Genomic DNA, 16,057 nt, shown 5'->3' on the forward strand with positions numbered 1-16,057 from the left:
TCTCAACAGAGAACTAGAGTGAGCCATCCGCGCGACGTTCTGCTGGGGGCACAGGCTTCGGGGGTATCCATCCCCGTCTGTGACCACTACAGCGGTGTCGAAGCGCGGATGCGCAAAAGCTTGCAGCTGCAAGCAGAGATGACGCAAGAGTTTGGTACCTGCGTCTTTGATGTGACCCTTGATTGTGAAGACGGTGCCCCCGTGGGCGGCGAGGCAGAACATGCCGCGCTGGTCACCGAGTTGGCATTGAGTGCCGCACCCGAAGCCCGCGTGGCTGTGCGTGTGCACCCCGTGGATCACCCCAGTTTTCAAGCAGACATGGCCACCATTGCGGGCCAAGCTGCGAACCGCTTGACGCACATCATGGTGCCCAAGGTCGAGTCAGTGGCCGATGTGCAACTGGCCGAGCAAGCCTTGATTCAAGCCGGTGCCAAAGATTTGGCATTGCACGTATTGATTGAGTCGCCCGCTGCAGTGCACCGCGCGTTTGACATTGCGGCTCACCCTCGCGTGCAGTCGCTCAGTTTTGGTTTGATGGACTTTGTGTCAGCCCATGGCGGTGCAATTCCTGCGCACGGCATGAGTGGTCAAGGTCAGTTCACCCATCCCTTGGTGGTGCGTGCCAAGCTTGACATTGCGAGCGCCTGCCATGCCCATGGCAAAGTACCGTCGCATTGCGTGGTGACCGAGTTCAATGACACCGTGGCCATGCGTGCCGCAGCCCAGCGTGCCGCCCACGAGTTTGGCTACACACGCATGTGGAGCATCCACCCTGCGCAAATTCGCCCCATCCTCGAGGCGATGGCTCCTGATGCGGCGGCCATTGAAGTAGCCAGCGAGATTGTGCTGGCGGCGCGTGCCGCCCAGTGGGCGCCCATCAGTCACAAAGGTCAGTTGCATGACCGAGCCAGCTACCGCTTCTTTTGGCAAGTGTTGGAACGTGCGCACAGCACGGGCTGTAGCTTGCCAGCGGAAGTCCAGTTATTCTTCAAGGATTGACCGGAGATGAGCATGCGCAAAATGATAGTGATGTGGATGTTGACCTTGTCGACTGCAGCTTGGGCCGCTGAGCCTGTCAAAGCTCAATCGGGCAAGCCTGTGGCTGCCAAGCCAGCTGTCGCCAAGCACAAGCCTGCGGCTCCCAAATACTATTACGTCAGAGCCACACCCATGGTGGCTGCGCCTGTTGCCGCAGCGGCAGTGGTCAACGCGGCAAACCCAGTGCAGACTGCGGAGCCAGCGGTGGGCGAGGTGCATACCGGACGCATTGTGTGCGAGCTAGGCAACTCAGTCACTGTCACGCCAGATCCGCAGCAAGCTCAAACTTTCATCGTGCAGATGAAAAAGAACACATACCGCATGAGCCCTGTGGCAACCACCACGGGCGCTGTGCGTTTAGAGGATGCCCAAGCCGGCGCGATGTGGCTGCAGCTGCCGCACAAATCCATGCTGATGAACAGCAAACTCGGTCAGCGCATGGCCGATGAATGCCAAAGCGAACACCAAACGGCTGTCGCTCACCGCATGAAACTAGATCCACCGCCGAGCTTGCTCGACGCACCTGCGTTGGCTAAGAAATAAACCCGCGATTTTTTGATTTGATAGACAGGAGAAAACCATGTTGAAAGCCTACCGTGAACACGTAGCCGAGCGCGCAGCGCTGGGCATCCCCCCACTGGCCTTGGATGCCAAGCAAGTGGCTGACTTGATCGAGTTGATCAAGAACCCACCCAAAGGGGAAGAAGAGTTCTTGATGGACTTGTTGACCCACCGCGTGCCACCCGGCGTGGACGATGCGGCCAAAGTCAAAGCCTCTTTCTTGGCCGCTGTGGCTCACGGCGATGTCAAAGTGGCCTTGATCTCCAAAGCCAAAGCGACTGAGTTGTTGGGCACCATGGTCGGTGGCTACAACGTCAAGCCTTTGATCGACTTGCTCGACGACGCCGAAGTGGCTGCTGTGGCCGCCGAAGGTCTGAAGAAAACTTTGTTGATGTTCGACGCCTTCCATGACGTGACCGACAAAGCCAAAGCGGGCAACGCCAAAGCCAAAGAAGTGATTCAAAGCTGGGCCGACGCCGAGTGGTTCACCAGCCGTCCCGAAGTGCCCAAGAGCATCACCGTGACCGTGTTCAAAGTGCCAGGCGAAACCAACACCGACGACTTGTCGCCAGCACCCGACGCGACCACACGTCCTGACATCCCCATGCACTACTTGGCGATGTTGAAAAACACCCGCCCAGACGCAGCGTTCAAGCCCGAAAAAGACGGCGTGCGCGGCCCCATGCAGTTCATCGACGACCTGAAGAAAAAAGGCCATTTGGTGGCCTACGTCGGCGACGTGGTGGGTACAGGTTCCAGCCGTAAATCGGCCACCAACAGCGTGATCTGGGCTACTGGCCAAGACATCCCCTTCGTGCCCAACAAGCGTTTTGGTGGCGTGACTTTGGGCGGCAAGATTGCCCCCATCTTCTTCAACACCCAAGAGGACTCTGGCTCTTTGCCCATCGAAGTGGACGTGTCCAAACTCGAAATGGGTGACGTGATCGAAGTTTTGCCCTACGACGGCAAAGTCACCAAAGGTGGCGCCACTGTGGCCGAGTTCTCGCTCAAGAGTGATGTGTTGTTGGACGAAGTCCGCGCTGGCGGCCGTATCAACCTCATCATCGGTCGTTCATTGACTGGTAAGGCCCGTGAATTCTTGGGCTTGCCTGCTTCCACCTTGTTCCGCTTGCCCCAAGCGCCTGTGGACAGCGGCAAAGGTTTCACCTTGGCTCAAAAAATGGTCGGTCGCGCATGCGGTTTGCCAGAAGGCAAGGGCGTTCGCCCCGGCACTTACTGCGAACCCAAGATGACCACCGTGGGTTCACAAGACACCACTGGCCCCATGACCCGCGACGAGTTGAAAGACTTGGCTTGCTTGGGCTTCAGCGCTGACTTGGTGATGCAATCGTTCTGCCACACCGCGGCTTATCCCAAGCCCGTGGACGTGAAGATGCACCGCGAACTGCCTAGCTTCATCAGCAACCGTGGCGGCGTGGCCCTGCGTCCTGGTGACGGCGTGATTCACTCTTGGTTGAACCGTTTGCTGTTGCCTGACACCGTCGGTACAGGCGGCGACAGCCACACACGGTTCCCCATCGGTATCAGCTTCCCCGCGGGTTCTGGTTTGGTGGCCTTCGGTGCAGCTACTGGCGTGATGCCTTTGGACATGCCTGAGTCTGTGTTGGTGCGTTTCAAAGGCAAGATGCAAGCGGGCATCACCTTGCGCGACTTGGTGCACGCGATTCCTTTGTACGCCATCAAAGCCGGTTTGTTGACCGTTGAGAAAAAGGGCAAGAAAAACGTGTTCTCTGGCCGCGTGCTCGAGATCGAAGGCTTGCCAGATCTCAAAGTGGAACAAGCGTTTGAATTGTCTGACGCCGCTGCCGAACGTTCTGCTGCAGCTTGCGCGATTCAGTTGAACCCTGAACCTATCGCCGAGTACCTGCGTTCGAACATCGTGTTGATGAAAAACATGATTGCCAACGGCTACCAAGATGCACGCACTTTGGAGCGCCGCATCAAGTCTGTCGAAGCTTGGTTGGCTAACCCCCAATTGCTCAAGGCCGACAAAGACGCCGAGTACGCTGCCGTCATCGAAATCGATTTGGCCGACATCAAAGAGCCGATCGTGTGCTGCCCCAACGACCCCGATGACGCCAAGTTCATGTCTGAAGTGTCTGGCACCAAGATCGATGAAACTTTCATCGGTTCTTGCATGACCAACATCGGCCACTTCCGTGCTGCAGGCAAGTTGCTCGAAGGCAAGAAGGACATCCCTGTTCGCATGTGGATCGCACCTCCTACCAAGATGGATGCTGCCGAGTTGACCAAAGAAGGCTACTACGCCACTTTGGGCGGCGCTGGCGCCCGCATGGAAATGCCTGGCTGCTCGTTGTGCATGGGTAACCAAGCGCAGATCAAAGAAGGCGCTACTGCCATCTCGACTTCCACACGTAACTTCCCCAACCGCTTGGGCAAGAACACCAACGTGTTCTTGGGCTCTGCCGAACTCGTGGCTGTATGCTCCAAGTTGGGCCGCATCCCCACCGTGGAAGAGTACATGGGCGAAATCGGCGTGGTCACCAAAGACGCTGACAAGATCTACAAGTACATGAACTTCGACCAAATCGAAGAGTACGCAGAGACTGCGAAAACTGTGAAGGCCTAAACCTTCTCAGCCAATCCCTCAGCACCTCGGTGCTGAGGCGATAAAAAACCCGCAAAGCGTGAGCCTTGCGGGTTTTTTATTTTGTGTGCTGATGTCGCTTAGAACATCCGAGCCAACAAACCGCCCTCGGCGGGGCCGTCCACAGGAATCCACACATGCGTGGGGCTGCCTGCGGCCACATCAATGGCTTTGCCATCTTTGTCTTTCATTTGCTCCAGCTTGACGATGCGGTTGCCGCTGGGGTGAATGATTTCAATGCGGTCGCCAACTGAGAATTTGTTTTTCGTTTCAATCTCAGCCCAGCCATCGTTCACGCCACGCACTTCGCCCACAAACTGGCTGCGGTGCGCGATGGAGTGGCCGGTTTCATAGTTTTGGTAGTCGTTGGCGGGACGGCGATCCATCAGGCCAGCGGTGTAGCCACGGTTGGCCAAGCCTTCGAGTTCGGTGATGAGCTCGGGGTTGAACGGGCGGCCTGCCACGGCATCGTCAATCGCGCGGCGGTAGACCTGTGCGGTACGTGCCACGTAGTACAAGCTCTTGGTGCGGCCTTCGATCTTGAGTGAGTCCACGCCAATTTGCGTGAGGCGCTCTACATACTCCACCGCGCGCAAGTCCTTGCTGTTCATGATGTAGGTGCCGTGCTCGTCTTCCATGATAGGCATGAGCTGGCCGGGGCGGCCTTTTTCTTCGAGCAAGTAAATGTTGTCGGCAGCGGGGTGACGCTCGCCGTTGCCGCAGGACGAGAAGCTGGCCTCGGCTTCCTGTTGCGACTTGGCAAAGTCAAAATCGCCGTCCATGGGGATGGCCATGGCTTCGCCCGTGTTGGGGTCAGTAGCGCTGGGTTGGGTGCCGTAGCTCCAGCGGCAAGCGTTGGTGCAGGTGCCTTGGTTGGGGTCGCGGCGGTTGAAGTAGCCCGACAGCAAACAACGGCCTGAGTAGGCAATGCACAGCGCGCCGTGCACAAACACTTCGAGCTCCATATCGGGGCACTCTTGGCGAATTTTTTCAATCTCGTCAAAGCTGAGTTCGCGACTCAAGATGATGCGGCGCACGCCCACCTTTTGCCAGAACTTCACCGTCGCCCAGTTGGTCGTGTTCGCCTGAACGGAGAGGTGAATGTCAACTTCAGGCCACTTCTCGCGAACCATGGTGATGAGCCCAGGGTCTGCCATGATGAGCGCATCGGGCTTCATGGCGATGATGGGTTCGATGTCGCGCAGGTAGGTGCGCACTTTGTCGTTGTGCGGAATCAGGTTGCTGGTGACAAAGAACTTTTTGCCACGCGCATGGGCTTCGGCAATGCCGATGCCAATTTGTTCAAGGCGGAATTCGTTGTTGCGCGCACGCAGGCTGTAGCGGGGTTGGCCTGCGTAGATGGCGTCCGCGCCGAAGTCATAAGCGGCGCGCATTTTGTCGAGCGAACCTGCGGGTAGCAGGAGCTCGGGAGCTTTGAGTGTGGTCATAAGAGTGTGCTGCTTACAGGGCAGCTAGAAAATCATTCAGGGTCGATTTTCGCATCTCGCACAACTTTTGCCCAACGTGGGGCTTCTGCCTTGATGAGGGCTGCAAATTGCTCAGGCGTGCCGCCACCCACTTCATTGCCTTGGCTCAAGATTTTTTCTTTCACCTCGGCGGTTTGCAGGGCTTGGTTGCACACCGCATTGAGCTGCTTGACCAATTCTGTTGCCATGCCTTTGGGGCCAATCAAGCCTTGCCAGTTGAGGACTTCGACCTCAGGAAAGCCCTGTTCTGCCATTGTTGGGATGTTGGGCAACAAGGGCGAGCGCTTTTTTGTGGTGATGGCCAGCGCGCGCATGCGGCCGCCTTGGATGGCAGGCATGGCGGCGTACATCTGTTCAAACATCATGTGCACTTGCCCCCCCATCAAGTCGGTGGCTGCTGCTGAGCCGCTTTTGTAAGGGGCATGAATCATGTCAATGCCAGCTGAGTGCTCAAACAAGGCACCGCTCAAATGGTGTGAGCCACCAATGCCGCCCGAGCCATAGCTGAGTTTGCCGGGGGAAGCTTTGGCAGCGGCCACGAGGTCTTTGACTGTTTTGTAAGGCGAGTCGTTGCGCACCATCAAGATGAGTGGGCCACGCTCAATCAAGCAAATGGGAACGAGGTCGTTGAGCGGATCGAAATTGAGCTTCTTGAAGAGAGCTTGGTTGACGGCCAAGGGGGCAAAGTTGCCCATACCCAAGGTGTAGCCGTCGGGTTTGCCGCGCGCGATGGCTTCAGTGCCGATGTTGCCGCCAGCGCCCGCTTTGTTGTCAATGATGATGGGCTGGCCCAGGAGGGTACCCATGGCTTTGGCCACTTGGCGTGAGCGGCTGTCAGCATTGCCACCTGCAGCGTAGGGGCAAATCCACATGATGGTTTTTGCAGGGTTGGGGTATTTGTCTTGGGCTTGTGCAAACAATGGCAGCAAGCTGGTGCTGGCAGCGGCTTGAATCAGGGCGCGTCGTTTCATGGTGGGCGTCTCCGTTTTTGTATCAGGCAAATCATAGGCGTGCTGTTGTGTTTTTTCAGTGAGGCAGACATAGCACAATCACGTATATGAATCGAAATGTGTTGATTGCGGGTGGTGGCATTGCAGGCATGGCAGCAGGCTTTGCGCTGGCGCGTGCAGGCTGGCAAGCCACGGTGTTTGAACGGGCGGCCGAGTTCTCTGAAGTAGGTGCAGGTGTGCAGCTCGGCCCCAATGTGATGCGCATTTTGCAAGCGTGGGGTCTACACGATGCGCTGGCGCAAGTGGCCGCATTCCCTTCAGGCTTGCATGCGCGCAGCATGAACACGGGTGAGGTTTTAGCAACCTTGCCTTTGAATGCTGCGAGCTCGGTCTATGGCGCACCGTATGTGACGATTCATCGTGCAGATTTGCATGGCTTGTTGTTGCAAGCCGCGGTGCGTGAAGGTGTGCAAGTGCAGAGCGATGCGGTGGTGCAACGCACCAGTCAAACGCCCGATGCTGTGACGCTTGAAGTCATGCAACATGGATCGACTCAACAACACCGTGCGGCCATGACGGTTGCCGCCGATGGCGTGTGGAGCCCTTTGCGTCAGCAATTGCTAGGTGATGGGTTACCCAAGTTCACAGGGCATATCGCTTATCGTGCACTGGTGGCGCAAGCTGATTTGCCAGCGCATTTGCGTAGCCAAGATGTGTCGGTCTGGATGGGCGAACAAGCCCATGTGGTTAGCTACCCTGTGCGTGGCGGCGAGTACCTCAATGTGGTGTGTTTGGCTGAAGGTCGTTTGTTGGACGACGAAGCGCACAACTTGCAGGCATTGCAAACATGGAATGCACATAAGTCAGAGGCACAAACGTTGGCCGAGCTGCACCATGCTTTGCGTGGTGCCTGCGCGTCGTTGACCGACTTGATGTCAGCTTGCAGCGATTGGCGCTTGTGGCCTTTGTGCGGCAGGCCCGCGATGCAAGGGGCACACCAACATGTGCAAGGGCGTATCGCGTTGGTGGGTGATGCTGCACACCCCATGCTGCCGTACTTGGCGCAAGGTGCAGGCATGGCGATAGAAGATGCCGCTGAGTTGGCGCTGCAGTTGAACCAAGCCACTGCCGCTGATGTGCCGCAGCGCTTGCAACAGTTTGCGCAAGCCCGCTGGCAACGCAATGCGCGTGTGCAGGCGAGGGCGGTGCGCAATGGCCAAATTTTTCATGCCACAGGGCCGATGCGTGTGGGCCGGGACATGGGCTTGCGCCTGATGGGGTCAAAGCTGATGGATGTGCCGTGGCTGTACGGCTATCAACGTAGCTGAGGTAGGTTAGTCGAGCGCAGGCAAGCCGTGGCGCATGCGCGCACGTTGGCACGCATCGCTGCCTTCTTCAAACTCGCGGCAAGGGGAGGGGCGCCATTCGTAAATGCCGCATGTGGCTTTCTCGCCCACTTTGCCACTCAGCGCTGCGCAGCGGGGGGGCGAGTAGTCGGTGCCGCGCATGCGGCACATCGTGGCCGTGAGTTCTTGGCCCAAGCCTGTGGGCACAGAGCCACCATGCGTGTCCATTTCTTCCACGCTGAAGTCCACCCGAAAACTGGCGCAGCATGCGCCGCAGCTGGTGCAAGCCGACATCACTGGCGTCCGAGCAGCAGGTACTCCATGAGCGCTTTTTGCACGTGCATGCGGTTTTCGGCTTCATCCCACACCACGCTTTGCGGCCCGTCAATCACCTCGGCGGTGACTTCTTCGCCACGGTGCGCAGGCAAGCAGTGCATGAACAAGGCGTCGGGCTTGGCAGCAGCCATCATCTCGGTGTTGACGCACCACTTGGCAAACGCCGCTTTGCGGGCTTCGTTTTCGGCTTCAAAGCCCATGCTGGTCCAGACGTCGGTGGTCACCAAGTCGGCACCTTTGCAGGCTTCGAGCGGATCGGCAAACACTTTGTAGCAAGCCGTGTTTTTGAGGCCCGCCACTTCGGGGTTGACTTCGTAGCCGCTGGGTGTGCTCACGTGCACTGTAAAGCCCAGCATGTCAGCGGCTTGAAGCCAAGTGTTGGCCATGTTGTTGCCGTCGCCCACCCAGGCCACCACTTTGCCTTTGAGGCATTCGAGCGGATGCACGGTCAAACCACGGTGCTCGATGAGGGTGAACAAGTCCGCCATGATTTGGCAGGGGTGGAATTCGTTGGTCAGGCCGTTGATCACGGGCACGCGCGAGTTGGCAGCGAAGCGCTCGATCTTGTCTTGGCCGTAGGTGCGAATCATCACCAAGTCGGTCATGCGGCTGATGACCTTGGCGCTGTCTTCAATCGGCTCAGAGCGACCCAGTTGGCTGTCGCCCGTGGTCAAGTGGACCACCGAGCCGCCCAACTGATACATACCGGCTTCAAAGCTCACGCGGGTGCGGGTGGAGGCTTTTTCGAAAATCATGGCCAACGTGCGGTCAGCCAAGGTGTGGTGCTTTTCGTAGGCTTTGAATTTCTTTTTGATCAGCGCCGCACGCTGAAACACATAGGCGTACTCATCCACCGACAAGTCGGTGAACTGCAGGTAATGTTTGATCGTCATGCTTTTTCAGCCAAGAAGGTTTTGATCAGGGGCACCAAGATGCCAATCAGCTCATCGCACTCAGCTTGGGTGATGATGAGCGGCGGCAGCAAGCGCACCACGGTGTCGGCGGTGACGCTGAGCAACAAGCCCGCATCCAACGCGCGGTTCATGATGGCGCCGCAAGCGCGGTCGAGCTCAATGCCAATCATCAAGCCTTGGCCGCGAATGTCTTTGACACCTGGCTCATTCGCGAATTCGCGCTTGAACGCATCGGTGAGGTACTGCCCCATGCGTGCGGCGTTGCCCATGAGGTCGTCTTGTTCCATGATGCGGATGGTTTCTAAACCTGCACGCACGGCCAGTGGGTTGCCACCAAACGTGGAGCCATGGGTGCCAGCGGTCAACACGCCTGCGGCTTTGGGGCCTGCCACCACCGCGCCAATCGGCACACCAGAGGCCAAGCCTTTGGCCAAGGGCATCACATCAGGCACCACGCCAGCCCATTGGTGGGCAAACCATTTGCCGGTACGGCCCATGCCGCTTTGCACTTCATCGACCATCATCAACCAATCGCGTTGGTTGCACAGCTCGCGCACTTGGCGCAGGTAGTCCATGTGCATGGCGTTGATGCCGCCTTCGCCTTGGATGGTTTCGAAGAACACGGCCACCACATTGGGGTTGCCTTCGGTGGCTTGTTTCAATGCGTCGATGTCGTTCAGGGGCACGCGGATGAAGCCTTCGACCAAAGGCTCAAAGCCTTTTTGAATTTTGGGGTTGCCCGTGGCGCTGAGCGTGGCAATGCTGCGGCCATGGAAGGCCTTTTCGTACACCACGATTTGTGGGTTGCTGATGCCTTTGTCGTGGCCGTATTTGCGGGCGAGTTTGATGGCTGCTTCGTTGGCCTCTAAGCCGCTGTTGCAATAAAACACATTGGTCATGCCTGAGAACTCGACCAGTTTGGCGGCCAGCTTTTCGGCATTGGGTGTGTAGTAGTAGTTGCAACAGTGAATCACTTCAGTCATTTGCTGCTGCAGTGCGGCCACAAACTCAGCGTGGTTGTGGCCCAAGGTGTTGACTGCAATGCCTGCCAACGCATCTAAGTATTGGCGACCCTCGGTGTCCCACACGCGGCAACCCTGACCGCGTGCGATGGCGATGGGCAAGCGCCCAAAAGTCGGCATGACATGAGGTTCGGTTGGTACGGTGCGTGTAGCAGCTGACATTTCTGAGGTTCTCCAAAAGAAAACGACCCAACGAAGGTTGAGCCGTTGAAGCGTGATTTTAGAGGCTATGGTGTGACAAAACGATGGCGAATTCATGTTCATGAAAATGCCACAAGTCTTATATAAGATAGAATACAAGCTTCACAGCGAGCTAGGGTGATCCCTTAGTCGTTTCTTCCCGATTTCCGCCTCTACCCGATGGTCTCTCACTCCGCCAAAGAAGTTTTCATCATGGGCGTCACCCAAGATGGACGCACGTTTCGCCCCAGCGATTGGGCAGAGCGTTTGGCGGGCGTGATGAGCCAGTTCCGCCCCGGCGGCGCCACCCCTGGCAGCCATTTGAGCTATTCGCCTTGGTGTGTGCCCAATGTGTTGGATGGCAAAAAATGCGTGATCGTTCACACCGACCTGCGCGACGAAGAACCCATGGCCTGGAACTTCGTGATGAACTTCGCCAAAGACAACAACTTGCAAGTCGTGGAAGCTTGCTTGTTGCCTGAGCACCCACCTGCGGCCTTCAAAAACGAATAGACAACAAAAAACCCGCCGAGGCGGGTTTTTGCTTTTTCTTTGCTTGACAGCGCACCCGTTACAAACGGCGGGCTGAACATTCAGCCCGGGCTGGTTGCTTAATTTATTAAGCGGCGAGGGCCAAGGCTTTCACCTTAGCAGACAAGCGGCTCTTGTCGCGAGCAGCTTTGTTTTTGTGGAAGATGCCTTTGTCAGCAATCGAGTCCACCACAGCTTGCATCTTGGCAAACAGTTCGGTAGCTTTGGTCTTGTCGCCAGCCAAAACAGCTTTCTCGACGTTCTTCACCACAGTGCGGTACTTCGAGCGCAACGAGGTGTTGGCAGCGTTGATTTTGATGTCCTGACGGACGCGTTTACGGCCTGATGCCAGGCGTGGGTTCTTTTTCTTGGGTTTGGCTGAAGCCATGATTAAATTCCTTAAGTGTCTGAGGATGATGTCAGCAAAGCCGACGATTGTAGCAAATCCCAAAACCAGGGCCAAAGCCCAGCCAGAAGGTCTGTCAAGGCCTCGCTACACTCCAAACGTGTCATTGTTCAAATCTGCTTCCATTGTTTCGGGCTTGACCCTGGTTTCGCGCATCACTGGCCTGATGCGCGAACTGCTGATTGCCTCGACGTTCGGGGCCAGTGCCCTGACCGACGCCTTCAATGTGGCGTTTCGTATCCCCAATTTGTTCCGCCGCCTGTTTGCCGAAGGCGCGTTCAGCCAAGCCTTTGTTCCGGTACTGGCCGCCAGCCGCCAACAGCACGGCGATGAAGCCACCCATGTGCTGATCAACCAAGTGGCCACCTTGCTGATTTGGGCCTTGTTCATCACTTCAGTGCTCGGGGTTTTGGCTGCGCCTTGGCTGGTGTGGGTCATGGCGAGTGGTTTGCAGCAGTCGCCCGAAGGTTTTGATGTGGCGGTGGTGATGACGCGCTTCATGTTTCCGTACATTGCCTTCATGTCGCTGGTGGCTTTGGCGGCTGGCGTGCTCAACACTTGGAAGCGCTTTGCCGTGCCCGCGGCCACGCCCGTGTTGTTGAATGTGTCGATGATTGCCGCTGCTTGGTGGGGCGGGCCTTGGTTTGGCAGCTTGGGCGTGCCACCCATTTATGCCTTGGCTGTGGGTGTGATGCTGGGTGGTGTGGCCCAACTCAGTGTGCAGCTGTTGGCCTTGCGACGTTTGGGGCTACTGCCCCACGTGGGCCTGAGCTGGCGTGCAGTGCGCGAGGCGTGGGGTGGCGAAGGCCCTAAGCGCATCTTGCAGCTCATGGCGCCTGCCTTGTTGGGGGTGAGCGTGGCGCAGATTTCTTTGCTCATCAACACCCAAATTGCTTCGCAGCTCACACCGGGCAGCGTGAGTTGGCTGAGCTATGCCGACCGCTTGATGGAGTTCCCCACGGCCTTGTTGGGCGTGGCTTTGGGCGTGGTGCTGATGCCGCAGCTCTCGGCTGCCAAAGCGGCCAACGACACTGCCAAATATTCAGAAATGCTCGACTGGGGGCTACGCTTGGTGTTGTTGCTCGCGCTGCCCTGTGCATTGGCGTTATTGGTGTTCTCCAAAGCCTTGGTGGCCGTGCTTTACAACTACGGCGCATTCAGCGCCCACGATGTGCAACAAACCACACTGGCGCTGATGGGGTATGGCGTGGGCTTGCTTGGCCTGGTCGCCATCAAGGTGCTGGCGCCTGGTTATTACGCCAGCCAAGACATTCGCACGCCGGTGCGCATTGCCGTGGTGGTCCTCATCATCACGCAGGTGTTTAACGTGGTCTTGGTGCCTTATTTGGCCCACGTGGGTTTGGCTTTGTCGATTGGCTTGGGGGCCTTGGTCAACGCCGCTTGGTTGCTGTGGGGCCTACGTCACAACGGCACCTATGTGATGAACGGTGGTTGGCTGCGGTTTGTGCTGCAAGTCTTGCTGGCGTGTGCGGTGCTTGGCACTTGGCTGTGGTGGGCTGCGCAATACTGGGATTGGACCGCCTTGCACGCGACACCGCTGTTGCGTGTAGGCTTGATGACAAGCGTGTTGGCCGTGAGTGCCGTGCTGTACTTTGCGACACTCGCCGCGGTTGGTTTGAAGTTGCGTGCGCTGTTGCGCCGATAACTGGTGTGGTTCACTTCAATAAAGAAAGGCTGCTATGGATTTCAAACTCGAAGTACCCACGGCCTTGGAATACTTTGCGTCGCTGGTGCAAAGTGACGAACACTTTCCTTTGTTGGAAGCAGCAGCCAGCTTAGGTCAAGACGAATACCCAGACCTCGATATTCAAGAGGTGTTGGACTTGGTTGACCAACTCAGCAGCCGTCTCAAGCGCCGCTTGCCTGCCGATGCAGGCGCTTTGCAAAAACTGCGCATGCTCAATAAGTTTTTCTTTGATGAGCAAGGCTTCAGTGGCAACCTCAACAACTATTACGACCCCGACAACAGTTATTTGTCAGTGGTGTTGCGCACGCGCCGTGGCATCCCCATCAGCCTGGCAGTCTTGTGGCTAGAAATTGCCCAAAACATTGGGCTGCGTGCCCAAGGCGTGGGTTTTCCGGGGCACTTCTTGGTGAAGGTGCGTTTGCCTTATCCGCACGAAGGGCAGGTGGTGATTGATCCGTTCACGGGCGAATCGCTCGGCAAAGAAGACTTGTCGGAGCGTTTGGTCCCACTGCATGCCGAGTCTGGTTTGCTCAGCAGCGGGCAAGTGTCAGACGAGTTGCTCAAACACTATTTGCGTGCCGCCACGCCTCGTGAAATTGTGGCGCGCATGTTGCGCAACTTGGAAGAGGTGTACACCTCACACCAAGACGCAGAGCGCTTGGCGATGGTGCGGCAACGCTTGGCGGTGTTGCTGCCGCAAGTGCAAGCAGATGCATAAAAAAAGCACCTGAAGGTGCTTTTTTTGATTGAGGGTCAGAGTTAAGCCACCACGACCGCCGCGCCTTCACCACGCTCGGCAATCACACCGATGGTGTACACCTGTTCGCCTTGTGCACGCAGCGTGGCGGCGCAAGCTTCGGCATGGGCGGCGTCGATGACGACGACCATGCCAATGCCGTTGTTGAAGGTGCGGTTCATTTCGATGTCGTCAATGCCCGCTGTGTTCTGCAACCAGGCAAACAGCTCGGTTTGAGGCCAACTGCCTTTTTTCAGATGAGCGGCAGTGCCTTCGGGCAACACGCGTGGGATGTTTTCTAGCAAACCACCGCCGGTGATGTGGGCGAGGGCCTTGATGGGTGTCTCGGCCAAAGCGGTCAACACGCTCTTCACATACAAGCGGGTGGGGGCCATGATGGCTTCTTTGAACGGCTTGCCGTCCAAGGTGGCAGGGGCGTTTGCACCTGCGCGGTCAATCACTTTGCGCACCAGCGAGAAGCCGTTGGAGTGCACGCCGTTGGAGGCCAAGCCCAGCACCACGTCACCGGGCTTCACGTTTTGGCCAGTCAAGATTTTGGATTTTTCTACCGCACCCACGGCAAAGCCCGCGAGGTCGTACTCGCCATCGGGGTACATGCCGGGCATTTCGGCGGTTTCGCCGCCAATCAGGGCACAGCCTGAAAGCTCGCAGCCTTTGGCAATGCCGCCAACCACCGCAGCGGCGGTGTCCACATGCAGCTTGCCGCAGGCAAAGTAGTCGAGGAAGAACAGGGGCTCAGCGCCTTGCACCAGCACGTCGTTGACGCTCATGGCCACCAAGTCGATGCCCACGGTGTCGTGCATATTCCACTCAAACGCCAGCTTGAGCTTGGTGCCCACGCCGTCGGTGCCGCTGACCAAGACAGGTTCTTTGTAGCGCTTGGGCACTTCAAACAAAGCGCCAAAGCCGCCGATACCGGCCAACACGCCTTCGCGCATGGTTTTCTTGGCTAGGGGTTTGATGCGTTCGACCAAGGCATCGCCTGCGTCAATGTCAACGCCAGCGTCTTTGTAGGAAAGGGGTTTGTTCATGGTGAAGAGGTGCTGAGGCGCAGCAGAAGGTGTGCGCCGATAGAATCAAGCGGTAATTTTAAAGCCTCCCCCGTTTCACGCTGTATGCAATTCACCCCCGCACAACAACACGCCTTGGCTTGGACAGGCCTTGCAGGCGTGTCTGCGCTTGTGTTGTGGCTCTTGGGGCCTGTGCTGATGCCGTTTGTGGTGGCTGCTGTGCTGGCTTATGTGCTGAGCCCATTGGTGCGTGGCTTGCAACGTCTGTGCGGCCGTCGCGTGCCTCGCTTGGTGGTGGTGGTGCTGGTGGAGGTTTTGTTTTTGCTGCTGCTGGTGGCTTTGTTGACCTTGCTCGTTCCCATTTTGGCGCACGAGCTGCCCCGCATGCGAGACCAAGTGCCGGTGTTGATTGAGCGTTTACAAAACGACATCGCGCCATGGCTGCAAGCCAAAGGCATTCCGGTCATGTTGGACAGTGCCAGCATCAAAGCCTTTGTGCTGCAAACCTTCAGTACCTCATTTGACGATGGTTTCAAACAAGCCCTAACCTCACTGCGCATTGGCGGCAGCGTGGCCTTGGCGGTGGTGGGTAACTTGGTGCTCATTCCCGTGGTGCTGTTTTATTTGTTGGTCGATTGGCATCGGTTTGTGCGCCACATCGAGGCTTTGGTTCCTATGCCAGCTCGCAGCACCTACGACAGTTTTGTCAACGAATGCGACGAAGTGTTGGGTCAATACCTGCGCGGTCAGCTGTCAGTGATGGCCTTGTTGGCGGTGTACTACAGCGCGGCTTTGTGGGCTTTTGGTTTGGAGCTGGCTTTCCCAATTGGGGTGTTCACAGGTCTTGCTGTGTTCGTGCCTTATGTGGGTTATGGCTTGGGGCTGGCGTTGGCTGTGTTGGCGGGCGTGTTGCAGTTTTCGCCCAGCGAAGCGTTGTTGATGGTGGGGGTGGTCTATGGCTTGGGCCAGCTCATTGAGAGCTTTGTGCTGACGCCCCGCTTGGTGGGCGAGCGCATTGGCTTGCACCCGCTACATGTGATTTTTGCTTTGATGGCTTTTGGCCAATTGTTTGGTTTTGTGGGTGTGCTGGTAGCACTGCCTGCCAGTGCGGTGTTGTTGGTGGCGATTCGCCGTTTGCGTGCACAGTACCAAGCCAGCGCTTTGTACCGTGGTGTTTGAGTG

At 57.3% G+C, this 16,057-nt stretch carries 14 protein-coding genes and 1 pseudogene; 8 read left to right on the forward strand and 7 right to left on the reverse strand.

Going from position 1 to position 16,057, the window contains the following annotated elements; genetic code table 11:
* Window positions 1–18 precede the first annotated feature (18 nt).
* The 3 genes from QMG27_RS03510 to acnB are packed head-to-tail and all read left to right on the forward strand — an operon-like array spanning window position 19 to window position 4,210.
* Window positions 19–999: an aldolase/citrate lyase family protein gene (locus tag QMG27_RS03510; RefSeq protein WP_281813266.1), complete on the forward strand. Its 981-nt coding sequence runs from the start codon at window positions 19–21 to the stop codon at window positions 997–999.
* 12 nt (window positions 1,000–1,011) lie between these two features.
* On the forward strand, window positions 1,012–1,581 hold the full coding sequence (locus QMG27_RS03515; RefSeq protein ID WP_281813268.1) for a hypothetical protein: 570 nt from the start codon (window positions 1,012–1,014) through the stop codon (window positions 1,579–1,581).
* 37 nt (window positions 1,582–1,618) lie between these two features.
* Window positions 1,619–4,210, forward strand: coding sequence for a bifunctional aconitate hydratase 2/2-methylisocitrate dehydratase (acnB, locus tag QMG27_RS03520; RefSeq protein ID WP_281813271.1), 2,592 nt, complete (start codon window positions 1,619–1,621; stop codon window positions 4,208–4,210).
* Window positions 4,211–4,308: 98 nt separating this feature from the next.
* On the opposite strand, the gene yegQ is transcribed toward acnB, so the two are convergent.
* Window positions 4,309–5,676: a tRNA 5-hydroxyuridine modification protein YegQ gene (gene yegQ / locus QMG27_RS03525; RefSeq protein ID WP_281813273.1), complete on the reverse strand. Its 1,368-nt coding sequence runs from the start codon at window positions 5,674–5,676 to the stop codon at window positions 4,309–4,311.
* A 32-nt stretch (window positions 5,677–5,708) separates the two neighbouring features.
* Window positions 5,709–6,686, reverse strand: coding sequence for a tripartite tricarboxylate transporter substrate binding protein (locus QMG27_RS03530; protein WP_281813275.1), 978 nt, complete (start codon window positions 6,684–6,686; stop codon window positions 5,709–5,711).
* 86 nt (window positions 6,687–6,772) lie between these two features.
* Between QMG27_RS03530 and QMG27_RS03535 the strand changes: the two genes are divergently transcribed.
* The gene (locus QMG27_RS03535; protein ID WP_281813277.1) at window positions 6,773–7,993 is read left to right on the forward strand and encodes an FAD-dependent monooxygenase; all 1,221 of its coding nucleotides are present in this window, start codon (window positions 6,773–6,775) and stop codon (window positions 7,991–7,993) included.
* A gap of 6 nt (window positions 7,994–7,999) precedes the next feature.
* On the opposite strand, the gene QMG27_RS03540 is transcribed toward QMG27_RS03535, so the two are convergent.
* From QMG27_RS03540 to QMG27_RS03550, 3 genes are read right to left on the reverse strand one after another with little or no spacing between them, the layout of a single operon-like run.
* On the reverse strand, window positions 8,000–8,305 hold the full coding sequence (locus QMG27_RS03540; RefSeq protein WP_281813280.1) for a YkgJ family cysteine cluster protein: 306 nt from the start codon (window positions 8,303–8,305) through the stop codon (window positions 8,000–8,002).
* Entirely contained in the window at window positions 8,305–9,240 is a 936-nt protein-coding gene (argF, locus tag QMG27_RS03545; RefSeq protein WP_281813283.1) for an ornithine carbamoyltransferase, read from the reverse strand. Before argF ends, QMG27_RS03540 begins: the two co-directional genes overlap by 1 nt.
* Complete coding sequence (locus QMG27_RS03550; protein WP_281813286.1) at window positions 9,237–10,445, reverse strand: aspartate aminotransferase family protein; 1,209 nt, start codon at window positions 10,443–10,445, stop codon at window positions 9,237–9,239. The genes argF and QMG27_RS03550 overlap by 4 nt, the downstream gene beginning before the upstream one ends.
* Window positions 10,446–10,643: 198 nt before the next feature.
* On the opposite strand from QMG27_RS03550, the gene QMG27_RS03555 reads away from it, so the two are divergent.
* On the forward strand, window positions 10,644–10,976 hold the full coding sequence (locus tag QMG27_RS03555) for a DUF3579 domain-containing protein (protein WP_281813287.1): 333 nt from the start codon (window positions 10,644–10,646) through the stop codon (window positions 10,974–10,976).
* Window positions 10,977–11,082: 106 nt separating this feature from the next.
* On the opposite strand, the gene rpsT is transcribed toward QMG27_RS03555, so the two are convergent.
* The gene (rpsT, locus tag QMG27_RS03560; RefSeq protein WP_281813289.1) at window positions 11,083–11,382 is read right to left on the reverse strand and encodes a 30S ribosomal protein S20; all 300 of its coding nucleotides are present in this window, start codon (window positions 11,380–11,382) and stop codon (window positions 11,083–11,085) included.
* Between the two features lie 118 nt (window positions 11,383–11,500).
* Between rpsT and murJ the strand changes: the two genes are divergently transcribed.
* Both murJ and QMG27_RS03570 read left to right on the forward strand, forming a co-directional pair.
* Complete coding sequence (murJ, locus tag QMG27_RS03565) at window positions 11,501–13,066, forward strand: murein biosynthesis integral membrane protein MurJ (RefSeq protein WP_281813292.1); 1,566 nt, start codon at window positions 11,501–11,503, stop codon at window positions 13,064–13,066.
* 34 nt (window positions 13,067–13,100) lie between these two features.
* Window positions 13,101–13,808: pseudogene (locus QMG27_RS03570) on the forward strand (transglutaminase-like domain-containing protein); the annotation flags it as partial.
* 59 nt (window positions 13,809–13,867) lie between these two features.
* Here QMG27_RS03570 and purM read toward each other — a convergent pair.
* Window positions 13,868–14,896 (reverse strand): phosphoribosylformylglycinamidine cyclo-ligase, encoded by a 1,029-nt coding sequence (purM, locus tag QMG27_RS03575; protein WP_281813294.1) that lies wholly within the window; start codon window positions 14,894–14,896, stop codon window positions 13,868–13,870.
* Between the two features lie 84 nt (window positions 14,897–14,980).
* Between purM and QMG27_RS03580 the strand changes: the two genes are divergently transcribed.
* Complete coding sequence (locus QMG27_RS03580; RefSeq protein ID WP_281813296.1) at window positions 14,981–16,054, forward strand: AI-2E family transporter; 1,074 nt, start codon at window positions 14,981–14,983, stop codon at window positions 16,052–16,054.
* Window positions 16,055–16,057: the final 3 nt, after the last annotated feature.

The organism is Limnohabitans sp. MORI2 (assembly GCF_027925025.1).
Classification (GTDB): domain Bacteria; phylum Pseudomonadota; class Gammaproteobacteria; order Burkholderiales; family Burkholderiaceae_C; genus Limnohabitans.